An 11,873-nucleotide genomic window follows, 5' to 3' on the forward strand; every position below is an offset into this window, starting at 1 on the left:
TCATCTTATTTGATTTAATCGGATTCTGACTTATGACAACCCCTTTAAATGAACGTCGTATTGCAAATGCAATTCGTGTCTTGGCTATGGATGCTGTGCAACAAGCAAACTCAGGGCATCCTGGTGCTCCAATGGGGATGGCAGATATCGCTGACGTAGTTTGGCGCGAATTTTTAAATCATAACCCAAGTAACCCACAGTGGGCGAACCGCGACCGTTTTGTATTGTCAAATGGTCACGGCTCAATGTTGCAATATGCATTATTGCATTTGACAGGTTATGAGTTATCTATTGAAGATTTAAAACAATTCCGTCAATTACATTCTAAAACACCAGGTCACCCAGAATATGGCTACGCACCTGGTATCGAAACAACAACTGGTCCATTAGGTCAGGGCATTGCTAACGCAGTTGGTTTCGCTTTAGCTGAAAAAACTTTAGCTGCACAATTTAACAAAGATGGTTTAAACGTTGTTGATCACTTCACTTACTGCTTCTTGGGTGATGGCTGCTTGATGGAAGGTATTTCGCACGAAGTATGTTCACTTGCAGGTACTTTGGGTCTAGGTAAGTTGATTGCTTACTACGATGACAACGGGATTTCGATTGATGGTGAAGTAGAAGGCTGGTTCAGTGATGATACTGAACAACGTTTCAAAGCCTATGGTTGGCAAGTGCTTCGCGTAGATGGTCATGATGCTGATGCGATTCGTCAAGCAACTGTTGAAGCGAAAGCTGAAAGCAATAAGCCAACAATTATTATCTGTAAAACGATTATTGGTTTAGGTTCTCCGAATAAACAAGGCAAAGAAGATTGCCACGGTGCGCCATTGGGTAAAGACGAAATTGCTTTAACACGTGAAGCATTAGGTTGGAAAGAAGACGCATTTGTTATTCCTGAAGATGTATATGCAGCTTGGGACGCAAAAGCTAAGGGTCAAACTTCTGAAGCCGCTTGGAATGAATTGTTTGCTCAATACCAAGCAAAATATCCAACTGAAGCAGCTGAATTGTTACGTCGCATCAACGGTGATTTACCTGCTGAATTTGCAGCAAAAGCTGATGCATTCATTGCTGAAACAAATGCAAAAGCTGAAACAATTGCAACTCGTAAAGCAAGCCAAAATACGTTACAAGCGTTTGGTCCATTACTGCCTGAATTATTAGGTGGTTCGGCTGACTTGGCTGGTTCTAACTTAACACTTTGGAAAGGTTGCCAAGGCGTACAAGACAATCCTGCGGGTAACTACGTTTATTACGGCGTTCGTGAATTCGGTATGACCGCAATTGCAAACGGTGTAGCTTTACACGGTGGTTTTGTTCCTTACGTTGCAACATTCTTAATGTTTATGGAATATGCGCGTAATGCGGTACGTATGTCTGCATTAATGAAGCAACGCGTGATTCATGTATATACACATGATTCAATCGGTTTAGGTGAAGATGGTCCAACACATCAGCCAATTGAGCAAATTGCATCCTTACGTGGTACGCCTAATTTAAATACATGGCGTCCATGTGATACGGTTGAAGCGGCTATTTCTTGGAAATCTGCGCTACAACGTAAAGATGGTCCAACCGCATTAATTTTCTCTCGTCAAAACTTGCCATTCCAAGCACGTAATGAAGCTCAAATTCAAAATGCTGCAAAAGGTGGTTATGTACTTGCAGAAGAAAAAGGTGAGTTGAAAGCTATCATTATTGCTACAGGTTCAGAAGTTTCATTGGCGATGGAAGCATATGCACAGCTTGAGGGTGTGCGTGTAGTGTCTATGCCATGTGCTGAAGAGTTTATGAAGCAAGATGCTGCTTACCGTGAAGCTGTATTACCTGCACATATTCGTGCTCGTGTAGCGGTTGAAGCGGCTCATGTGGATTACTGGTGGAAGTTTGTTGGTTTAGACGGCAAAGTGATTGGTATGACCACTTACGGCGAATCTGCACCAGCCAAAGACTTGTTCCAATTCTTCGGTATCACTACTGAAGCAGTTGTTGCTGCGGTTAAAGAATTGACGGCTTAATCGAATTTAGTGGTAGAAAAAGCGCTCTGAATAGAGCGCTTTTTTGTATTCATAAGGTTGAGGTGTTGTGATGGGAAAAGAATTTGAACTTTATTCTTTTGATGGAATATTAAATGATATTAAATATTGGTATTTGGAAAATCTAAATAAAAAAGAAATGCTTTGGCAGTGCGCAAAATATAATTTTTTATATTGTGCATTACGAGAATGTTCAATAAATAACAAGAGTGACCTAAACTTAGATGGTTATAGTTATCATATGCAAACTTATTTTGAAGAGGCCATTCAAGCTCGGACCAAATATGAGTGCACATCAAGTTTAATAAAGTTAAAGGGTAAAATCTTAGTATTTGATGTACATTCATCAATGTTTGACTGTTTGGGTGAAAAAGAAACAGGTGGCTTTATCGATGGTTGTGATACTCCACCACCTGAATTTTGGATTCATTTTGATGGGGAAAATTTATATTCATTTATTCCAAATGAGTTCACAAATATTGTCGATCTAGCAATAGATATCTCTATGAGTGGCTCATTGGAATGGTACACGGATGTAATTGAAATTTAGTGTAATAGGTCTCTCATCCGATATTTAATTCACTCTGAATTGAAATATTCGACGTTAATAATTTATGCACAGGACAGCTTTCAGCTACTTTGAGTAATCGTTTGTGCTGATCTTCGGTAAATTCACCTTTTAGCGTAATTTTACGCTCAATATTATTTTGACCTGATTCAGGTTCACCATTGGGATTTAAAGCCAAATCAACCTGAACATGATCAAGTTTAATTCCTTTATGGTTTGCATACATTTCCAGTGTAATGGTTGTGCACGCACCTAAAGCTGAAAGTAGCAGTTGAATTGGATTTGGTGCTGTATCTTGACCACCTTTATCTGTTGGTTCATCTGCATACCAAGTATGACCCGAAGAATCCGTAAGCGTAACACGATAAGGGGTTGGGGTATTTAGAGCTTGAACTGTATGAGTCATATTCTACCTTGTTGTTTATCTTTAAGAATTTAAATCTAAATTTATCAATCTATCATGTTATTCCTCAGATCAATTGTCCACTACCTAATGGTCTTATGATAATTGTGTTTGATATGTGCTGTAACGTTTTTATTGTTGCACGGATGAAACATATCGTTTTATAAAGAATAGTGAATAAAAATACTTGATCTATAAACTATTGCTTATATCAAACAAGGATACGAAAAATGCAATTTAAAACATTAAGCCTCGGTTTAGCTGCTGCTATCGCAAGTTCTGTAACATTAGCTGCGCCAGTAGACTATAAAATCGATCCAACACATACAGCAACAGTATTTAGCTGGAATCACTTTGGTTTCTCTACGCCGAGTGCAAACTTCACTGATATTCAAGGTACAATTAAAGTTGATAATGCAAAACCTTCAAATTCATCTGTAGAAGTGACGATCCCTTTAAGCAGCGTAAATACCAATGTTGTTGCTTTGGATAAAGAATTCCAAGAAGAAGCTTGGTTTAATGCTGCGAAATATCCAAACATTACTTTTAAAAGTACTAAAGTAGAAACCAAAGACAAGAAACACTTCAAAATTACAGGTAATTTAACCGTTAAAGGTGTGACTAAGCCGGTGGTATTGGATGCTGTGCTGAATAAACAAGGCGAGCATCCAATGGCGAAAGTACCTGCGATTGGCTTCAATGCAACAACAAGTTTTAACCGCTCTGCATTTGGCATCGGAAACTATGTGCCGAATGTTGGAGATAAGATCACTGTGAATATTACGACTGAAGCAACTGCTGCAAAGTAATATCAAACAAATCGTTAGATTGATAAAAAAGCTCATGGAACTAATCCCTGAGCTTTTTTTAATTTTGCGTGTAAATTTGGTGTATTGATTCAATATTATGCTGTTGCGTTAAAAGCTTCGGCATAAACAATGCTACCTGTTGGGATGGTTTCGTAGAAAGCAAGCACCTGAAAATATTCAGCAGGTACATTTTCTAAAACCAGTCTTGGATCCGCTTTAAAGCCAAATCTGCCATAAACGATAAATCATTAATCTTATAAAGCCTACGCGTTTTAATCTTTCGCCTGTTTTTCTTCTGGCAATAAATATTCAGGCATAGATTTCTTCGCTTGTCTGCGTAGCATCATTTTGATGTATAAAACAATTGCAAAACAAGCCGTCGCAATCGTTAACATGATGCTATTCATATAACTCATGATCGAACTAATATAACCAATGGTCGCAAGACGGCGTTGCATACGCTCAACCTGCGTGCTGGACTCAACACCTGTAATTGCCCATGTACATAAATGTTCGCAGTTATTGATAATCAAATGATACTGGTTTTCATGCATACGTGAACGCATACGTCTTACTACAGCTTTGGCCTTGTAGCGAGGGGATAGGTAATTCTTGATATGGATTGTTTTGCCATGTGCAAAACGTTGCAGTGAGGTTGTTTCAATCGGACGTTTTTTAAAAATATGGGCAAAACCTGAATAATGAATAACTCGTCCACGACCTGCATAAATACCATGATGACTATAGCCAAAGTGTTTAACAATTAGGTGCGCACCGAGAGGGAAATGTCGTTGTGTTTGCTGCATACTCATACAAGATTATTGTATTTACAGATGTATTTTAATCAAAAAATATGAATCTATCGAGTGCATTTAAAGACTCATTTATACGATTATGTGTGGAGATTGTATCTATTCTTTTTATGTTGAAATACATTGTGGGACAATGAGGTTAGTCGATTTGAACAATATTAAATTATGCTAAAAAAATGGTTTATAGCCTCATTGGTCAGTATTTGTATGTCTCATGTTTATGCGATGCAGCATCAAATAATTAAAGTAGACAATATTTCATACGATGTAATTAAAGTAGACCATTTACAGCAACTCAGACTTTTCCTAAAAGATCCAAAGAATGCTCGTTATTATCAAAAATTTGCTCATATCCAAAAAATGCTTCCAACATGTGAACAGTTAAGTTTTGCTATGAACGCAGGTATGTATCACCCTGATTTTCAACCTGTCGGTTTATATGTTGAGGAGGGTAAAGAAATTGTTGAACTTAATGAAGCGCAAGGATTTGGTAATTTTTTTATGCAACCAAATGGCGTGCTTGCATGGAATGATAAATATGCTGTAATTAAAACAACGACAGATTATAAATCCATGAGATTTAAGCCACGGTTTGCTACGCAGTCTGGACCAATGTTGGTTTATAAAGGCCAAGTAAATCGCCAATTTTTAGCAGATTCAAATTCTCTAAAAATAAGAAATGGAGTCGGTGTTAGAAATAATCAGTTATACTTTGTGATTTCACAACAACGGGTCAGCTTTTATCAGTTTGCACAATTTTTTAAGCAAAATTTAAAAATTGATAATGCGTTGTATCTCGATGGTTCAATTTCAAGTTTATATTTATCCAAAACTAAACGTCATGACAAGACTTTTAATTTAGGTCCAATCGTTGCTGAAATTGCTCAAGAGAATTGTAATTAATCAACTTCTCATCTTCTAGGCATTAGAAGATGAGAAGCGTTTATTTTTATTGAATTGGCGTTTTGATAAGAGCAAGAAGCTCTTTGCGGCTATAGCCTCGGGAAATGAGAACTTTCTTTATACCTTTAATCACATCTTCATCTGTCGCTTTGACTAAAGCATCCAGTAGTTGTTCATTTGATTTGCAAGAACAATCATTTTCAACGCAAGAGGTTTGATTCTTGTGTTCATTATATTGCTGATCTGCATTAAACAATTTTTGCCAAAAACTCATAGAGCCTTCATATACAACCTAACATATATCGAAATATAGTCACTTTAAAATAAAATACAAGTCAGCTTAAGTGATAAAAGCAGCAGTTGAACTTCAGTTTTTTCGATGATTCTTTTTGTTTCTAACGAAATTATGACAGTTGAATGACTTGATCTTTGAAAAACATCATTTTTTCTAGTAAAAACTTTAAATAAAAATAGAGAGTTATGAGAACTCTCTATTTTTAATGGTTACTTTGCAATAATTTGTTTAAATCTTTTCGAGCAATACACCAGATTCCACATGATGGGTAAAAGGGAATTGATCGAACATGGCAAATTTTATAATGCGATGTGTTTGACTGAGTGTTTTTAAATTATCATGTAAGGTATCTGGGTTGCATGAAATATAAAGAATACGCTCAAAACCCTGTAGTAATTTCAGTGTTTCATCATCAATGCCTGCACGCGGGGGATCGACAAATACCGTGTCAAAGTCGTAGCTTTGAATGTCGATTTGAGCTTCCTGCAAACGTCTAAATTCACGTTCACCTTGATACGCCTGAGTAAACTCTTCGGCAGATAAACGCGCCACCTGAATATTCTCAATCTGATTTTGCTCAATGTTCCATTGCGCTGCGTAGACTGAAGATTTAGCAAGTTCAGTTGCAAGGACACGTTTAAATTTCAAAGAGAGTGGTAGAGTAAAGTTACCATTACCACAGTACAATTCTAATAGGTCTTTCTCAGAGCTTTCAGCAGCATCACAAGCCCACTCCAACATATGTTGGCACACTTGTGCATTGGGTTGTGTAAAGCTACTTTCAATTTGTTTGTATTTGAAAGTACGACCATGAACATTGAGTTGTTCAACCACGTAGTCGTCACCAATAATCACTTTTTGGCCACGGCTACGCCCCATAATTTTAATATTCAGCTTTTCTGCTAAAGCTTTCGCAGCGATTTCCCAATCTGCATCTAAACGGCGATGATAAATTAAAGTCACCAACATTTCTCCGCTCAATGTGGCGAGGAAATCAGCTTCAAAAATACGTTGCGATAAAATAGGAGTTGCTTTTAATTCTTCTAATAAACGTGGCATCAAATCATTGATGCTTTGATCTGCGATAGGAAACTCATCAACTCGTATAACTTCTTTTTGTTTACCATCTTCAGCACGTTCAAACATGGCATAGAACAAATCATTTTCGGTATGCCAGATACGAAACTCTGCGCGCATACGAAAGTGTTGTTCAGGTGATTGAAACACTTCTAAAGTTGGGGGATTGAACGGAGCGAATTGTGTGGTAATGCGTTCAACTTTCTCTTGAAGTTGCTGTTGATAAGATACGGTCATAAAAAGAAAGCTACAGCTGAAATCTAAAGCCGAATGGTATCAAAAAAGCAGTTAAAGGTGCAGGGAAATTATGATTATCCCTGATTTAAACGAATTAGTTTTATTTAAATGATCGTAGGGAAGTTTTTGCTGAAATCCATTTGCTTCAAAGCTAGAAAATAAAAACCCGAACCATGTAAACATGATTCGGGCTGGGATGAGGAACGACTGAAGTTCCGCAAGAGACTTAAATTAGTCTTCAGATAAAGTCATTAAACTCGCATTACCACCGGCAGCAGCAGTATTTACGCTAATAGCGCGTTCAATGACTAGACGTTCTAAAGGAATCTGCTCATCTTTCTTGAGATGAGTAATGCCCACGATTGCTCCAGAACGGTTCGCAATTTTAGTTTGCAAATCTTGTAACTGTTCAACAGAACCATGATGAAGCACTGCATCAAACGCATCTTTTTCAACACTTGAAATCACAGTGATTGCATCTAAGACATCTTTTGGTAAAGACGCTTTGTGTTTTACTAAGAATGCATTGTCTTTCAACACAGCAGCAGTACTACTGACGGAGAAAATCGCTAATAACTGTTGTAACTGGCTCGCTTCATCATCTGCGATAGAAAGCACACGATGACGAGGTAAGATAATATATTGATTGCTTTCGCCTGTTGGGCCTTGCAACTCGTAAAACTTACCAACACCAAATGCTGGGATTGTCGGAATTGCGTGAAGCATGTTTTGTTTAGCCCAAGTCAACAAGTTTTGGTAAGCAACATTTGATACAGCATCAAACTGAGAGATTTCAGCTTTAACCGCAAAAGGTGTTGCTAAAACTTTCTCTGAACAATGTTCCATTAAGCGGTACATATACAGAGGACCACCCGCTTTAGGGCCAGTACCAGATAAGCCCTCACCACCAAATGGTTGAACGCCTACCACAGCACCAACGATGTTTCGGTTGATATATAAGTTACCCACTTCAGCACGTTGGATCACTGTGTTAATCGTTTCATCAATACGGGTGTGTAAACCCATGGTTAAGCCATAACCTTTAGCATTGATACGATCAATCAATTGCTCAAGTTCACCGTACTTATATGTGATGATATGCAATACTGGACCAAATACTTCACGCTCTAAATCATCAAGATTTGGTAATTCGATCGCAGTTGGTGGAACAAATGTCCCTTGTGCAAGTGCTTGTTGACTTACAGCATCGTTAAACATCAATTGATGAACAGGGTAGCCCTTAGAGTTCATCTTTTGAATGTGCGTATCGATGGTTTGTTTCGCTTCAATATCGATAACAGGGCCAATGTCAGTTTTTAAGATTGCAGGATTGCCTACGATCAACTGTTTCATTGCACCTTTCAACATTTTAATCACAGTTGCAGCACTGTCTTCTTGTACACATAAGATACGAAGTGCAGAACAACGTTGACCAGCACTGTCAAATGCAGAACTGACGACATCGAGAACCACTTGTTCAGTGAGTGCAGAAGAATCGACGATCATCGCATTTTGACCACCTGTTTCCGCGATGAGCGGAATCGGTTGACCATTTGGAGATAAACGTTTTGCCACAGTTTTTTGCAAGATTTTTGCAACTTCTGTCGAACCCGTAAACATAATGCCTTGAATGCGATCATCTTGGCTAAGTTGAGCACCAACAGTTTCACCACGACCCGGCAGAAGTTGAACAACGGCGTGTGGCACACCAGCTTCCCAAAGTATTTGAACGGCTTGCGCTGCAATGAGTGGTGTTTGTTCTGCTGGTTTGGCAATCACACAGTTACCACTAACCAATGCAGCAGCAATTTGACCAGAGAAAATCGCAAGAGGGAAGTTCCATGGGCTAATACACAAGACTGTACCTAATGGCTTTACTTGTGCATTTGCAGGCAAGTTTTCGATTTGTGTCGCATAGTAACGCAAGAAATCAACGGCTTCACGAACTTCTGCAATGGCATTGGCATAAGTTTTACCACTTTCACGGCAAAGTAATACCATCAATTCTTGGATGCGAGCTTCCATCAAATCTGCAGCGCGTTTTAAGCAAGCTGCACGTTCAACTTTATCTGTTGCAGCCCAGCTTTGTTCAGCTTGTACAGCTGCTTCTAATGCCGGTTGTACATCCGCGCTAGTCGCTTCATTGACATGACCGACAATTTCACTATTTTGTGCAGGGTTTGTAATTGCAATCGCATTACTTTGATCGTGAACTGTTGATTCAAAACCAAGTAAAGGTGCACTTTTCCAAATATGGCTACGGAGTTTTTGTGCAGTCGCATCCAGAGCTGCGAGTGGTGTGTCGTTATTTAAATCAAAACCACTTGAGTTCGGACGTAATGGGTAAAGATCATACGGAAGTGGAATCGCAGGATGTTTTAAGCCAATCTGACCTTCATCTTTCGCAGCAGTTTGAATATCTTTAATTGGAGACTGAATTAAGTCTTCAACTTTTAATGTCTTGTCTGCAATACGGTTTACGAATGAGGTATTTGCACCATTTTCCAGTAAACGACGGACTAAGTAAGCCAATAAAGTTTCATGGTTACCCACTGGCGCATAGACGCGGCATGGCACACCAAGTTTATTGTCTGCTTTTGAACCTACAACTTGCTCATACAAAGGTTCGCCCATACCGTGTAGGCATTGGAACTCATATTGACCTGGATAATATTTGCTTGGGTCTGCAAGTGTATAAATCGTTGCAAGTGATTGTGCATTGTGCGTTGCAAATTGCGGATAGACTTGATCTGGTGCAGCAAGAAGCTTCTTCGCACAAGCAATATATGACAAATCAGTGTGAACTTTACGAGTAAACACAGGGTAATCCGTCATGCCGTCAATTTGCGCTTTCTTGATTTCGCTATCCCAATATGCACCTTTCACCAAACGGATCATCAGGCGTTTGTTACTACGTTTTGCAAGATCAACTATATAATCAACCACGTAGAAACAACGTTTTTGATACGCCTGAATAACGAAACCAATGCCTTTCCAATTCGCAAGTTTTGGTTCGAAACATAAACGCTCAAGCAATTCGAGGGAAATTTCTAAACGTTCAGATTCTTCAGCATCGATGTTTAAGCCGATGTCATATTGTTTTGCCAAGCATGCAAGTTCGAAAACTTTGTTGTAAAGCTCATGATGTACACGATCAATTTGCGCACGTTGGTAACGTGGGTGCAAAGCAGAGAGTTTAATCGAGATACCAGGACCTTCATAAACACCACGCCCGTTTGATGCTTTACCAATGGCATGAATCGCTTGAGTGTAATCGTTATAATAACGCTCAGCATCATGATCAGTTAGCGCAGCTTCACCGAGCATATCGTATGAATAGCGGAAACCTTTGTGTTCAAATGGTTTTGCATGTTCAAGTGCTTCTTCGATGGTTTCACCCGTAACGAATTGCTCACCCATCATACGCATCGCGACATCAACCGCTTTACGAATGATGCCACGTCCACTGCGAGCGAGAAGACCTGTTAAAATACTGGATAAGCTGGTTTGTTTAGGTGTTTCCATTAACTTGCCAGTCAGCATTAAACCCCAAGCAGCGGCATTTACGAACATCAGATTACTTTGACCCAAATGCTCTTTCCAATTGCCTTGGTTAATTTTGTCACGAATGAGTAAATCACGTGTTGCTGTATCTGGAATACGAAGTAATGCTTCTGCCAAACACATCAATGCCACACCTTCTTGTGAAGAAAGTGAGAACTCTTGGAGTAAACCTTGAACAATACCCGCTTTTCCAGCCGAGCTTTTACGTTCACGTAAATTATGTGCAAGACTGAATGCTAATTCATAAATTTTTTGATCAAGATCAGGAGAAATATCTGCTGATTCTGCAAGTTGTTTAACCGCTTCATGCTCAGCACGTCGCCAAGCTGTATTAATGCGTTGCTCAAACTCACTTTTTTCTTTAAATTCGGTGATATAACCGTTTGTGTGAGCTGTGTCCATTTGTGCAGGAGTATCCAATGTATTCATACTAAATTCCAATAACAATCTCTAGAACATATTGAGTAGAGAGGTTTAGATAATTTATGATTACAGAATAAAACCCGAGTAACTCACTATAATTTGCCTATTTTTTAGAGGAAAATTCAGTTGAATGGCCCTATTTATACATTAGATCGTACCGATCTGAAAATTCTGGATATTCTTCAAACAGATGGAAGAATTTCCAACAGTAAATTGGCTGAATTAGTGAACCTTTCGCCGACTGCCGTGATGGCTCGTGTCCAAAAGTTGACGAAGGATGAATTTATCTTGGGATATGAGGCAAAACTCAATCCGAATAAGTTAAATGCGAGTTTTCTTGTGTTTGTTGAGGTGCTTTTAGATAAAACCACACCAAATGTGCTCGAGGATTTTATTGATGCAGTGACACAATATCCAGAGATTGTTGAGTGTCATATGGTAAGTGGTGGCTTCGACTTTTTGATCAAATTGCGTAGTGCAGGGATGGAGGAGTTTCGTCGTATCGCAGGGCAAATTTTATGGCAACTTCCTGGGGTGAAGGAAACACGTAGTTATCCTGTGATGCAGGTTGTGAAAGACAGCTCTAAAATAAAAATTAAATCAAGAACCAAATTTTAATAAAAGATTCTTTGTACACGACAAAAAAAGACAACTCATTGAAATAATGGCATAATACTTGTTTTCTGACGACGAATATGATGACACATTTCAATGAGTTACATCTCATCTTAAACAAATATCTA

The 11,873-nt window shown here is 38.7% G+C and carries 10 protein-coding genes and 1 pseudogene; 5 read left to right on the plus strand and 6 right to left on the minus strand.

Annotation, left to right across the window (positions count from 1 at the left end; translation table 11 throughout):
- Positions 1–32 precede the first annotated feature (32 nt).
- Together tkt and HYG88_RS06735 are read left to right on the plus strand one after the other, a co-directional pair.
- Complete coding sequence (gene tkt / locus HYG88_RS06730; RefSeq protein ID WP_005159704.1) at positions 33–2,021, plus strand: transketolase; 1,989 nt, start codon at positions 33–35, stop codon at positions 2,019–2,021.
- 70 nt (positions 2,022–2,091) lie between these two features.
- Positions 2,092–2,589, plus strand: a complete 498-nt coding sequence (locus HYG88_RS06735; protein WP_005159710.1) for a hypothetical protein — start codon at positions 2,092–2,094, stop codon at positions 2,587–2,589.
- A 13-nt stretch (positions 2,590–2,602) separates the two neighbouring features.
- On the opposite strand, the gene HYG88_RS06740 is transcribed toward HYG88_RS06735, so the two are convergent.
- Positions 2,603–3,013 carry an OsmC family protein gene (locus tag HYG88_RS06740; protein ID WP_005159721.1) on the minus strand — a complete coding sequence of 137 codons (411 nt, stop codon included), beginning with the start codon at positions 3,011–3,013 and terminating at the stop codon, positions 2,603–2,605.
- Positions 3,014–3,240: 227 nt separating this feature from the next.
- Between HYG88_RS06740 and HYG88_RS06745 the strand changes: the two genes are divergently transcribed.
- Positions 3,241–3,819, plus strand: a complete 579-nt coding sequence (locus HYG88_RS06745; protein WP_005159723.1) for a YceI family protein — start codon at positions 3,241–3,243, stop codon at positions 3,817–3,819.
- 95 nt (positions 3,820–3,914) lie between these two features.
- Here the strand turns inward: HYG88_RS06745 and HYG88_RS15375 are convergent.
- Together HYG88_RS15375 and HYG88_RS06750 are read right to left on the minus strand one after the other, a co-directional pair.
- Positions 3,915–4,055: pseudogene (locus HYG88_RS15375) on the minus strand (GNAT family N-acetyltransferase); the annotation flags it as partial.
- A gap of 36 nt (positions 4,056–4,091) precedes the next feature.
- On the minus strand, positions 4,092–4,625 hold the full coding sequence (locus HYG88_RS06750) for a lecithin retinol acyltransferase family protein (protein WP_034602684.1): 534 nt from the start codon (positions 4,623–4,625) through the stop codon (positions 4,092–4,094).
- 171 nt (positions 4,626–4,796) lie between these two features.
- On the opposite strand from HYG88_RS06750, the gene HYG88_RS06755 reads away from it, so the two are divergent.
- On the plus strand, positions 4,797–5,534 hold the full coding sequence (locus HYG88_RS06755; RefSeq protein ID WP_178882805.1) for a phosphodiester glycosidase family protein: 738 nt from the start codon (positions 4,797–4,799) through the stop codon (positions 5,532–5,534).
- A gap of 46 nt (positions 5,535–5,580) precedes the next feature.
- Here the strand turns inward: HYG88_RS06755 and HYG88_RS06760 are convergent, their stop codons facing one another.
- The 3 genes from HYG88_RS06760 to putA all read right to left on the minus strand — a co-directional run bounded on the left by HYG88_RS06760 (position 5,581) and on the right by putA (position 11,136).
- The gene (locus HYG88_RS06760) at positions 5,581–5,808 is read right to left on the minus strand and encodes a hypothetical protein (RefSeq protein WP_004661846.1); all 228 of its coding nucleotides are present in this window, start codon (positions 5,806–5,808) and stop codon (positions 5,581–5,583) included.
- 249 nt (positions 5,809–6,057) lie between these two features.
- On the minus strand, positions 6,058–7,143 hold the full coding sequence (gene trmA / locus HYG88_RS06765; RefSeq protein WP_178882806.1) for a tRNA (uridine(54)-C5)-methyltransferase TrmA: 1,086 nt from the start codon (positions 7,141–7,143) through the stop codon (positions 6,058–6,060).
- A 231-nt stretch (positions 7,144–7,374) separates the two neighbouring features.
- Positions 7,375–11,136, minus strand: coding sequence for a trifunctional transcriptional regulator/proline dehydrogenase/L-glutamate gamma-semialdehyde dehydrogenase (putA, locus tag HYG88_RS06770; protein WP_178882807.1), 3,762 nt, complete (start codon positions 11,134–11,136; stop codon positions 7,375–7,377).
- Between the two features lie 120 nt (positions 11,137–11,256).
- Between putA and HYG88_RS06775 the strand changes: the two genes are divergently transcribed.
- On the plus strand, positions 11,257–11,748 hold the full coding sequence (locus HYG88_RS06775) for an Lrp/AsnC ligand binding domain-containing protein (protein WP_004662457.1): 492 nt from the start codon (positions 11,257–11,259) through the stop codon (positions 11,746–11,748).
- Positions 11,749–11,873 lie beyond the last annotated feature (125 nt).

This window comes from Acinetobacter sp. SwsAc4, from assembly GCF_013391535.1.
Lineage (GTDB): Bacteria > Pseudomonadota > Gammaproteobacteria > Pseudomonadales > Moraxellaceae > Acinetobacter.

Bases quoted from the DNA above. Each gene is read 5' to 3' on its own strand.
- putA (WP_178882807.1), bottom strand. From the start codon at position 11,136: ATGAATACATTGGATACTCCTGCACAAATGGACACAGCTCACACAAAC.
- tkt (WP_005159704.1), top strand. From the start codon at position 33: ATGACAACCCCTTTAAATGAACGTCGTATTGCAAATGCAATTCGTGTC.
- HYG88_RS06740 (WP_005159721.1), bottom strand. From the start codon at position 3,013: ATGACTCATACAGTTCAAGCTCTAAATACCCCAACCCCTTATCGTGTT.
- trmA (WP_178882806.1), bottom strand. From the start codon at position 7,143: ATGACCGTATCTTATCAACAGCAACTTCAAGAGAAAGTTGAACGCATT.
- HYG88_RS06745 (WP_005159723.1), top strand. From the start codon at position 3,241: ATGCAATTTAAAACATTAAGCCTCGGTTTAGCTGCTGCTATCGCAAGT.
- HYG88_RS06760 (WP_004661846.1), bottom strand. From the start codon at position 5,808: ATGAGTTTTTGGCAAAAATTGTTTAATGCAGATCAGCAATATAATGAA.
- HYG88_RS06755 (WP_178882805.1), top strand. From the start codon at position 4,797: ATGCTAAAAAAATGGTTTATAGCCTCATTGGTCAGTATTTGTATGTCT.
- HYG88_RS06735 (WP_005159710.1), top strand. From the start codon at position 2,092: ATGGGAAAAGAATTTGAACTTTATTCTTTTGATGGAATATTAAATGAT.
- HYG88_RS06750 (WP_034602684.1), bottom strand. From the start codon at position 4,625: ATGCAGCAAACACAACGACATTTCCCTCTCGGTGCGCACCTAATTGTT.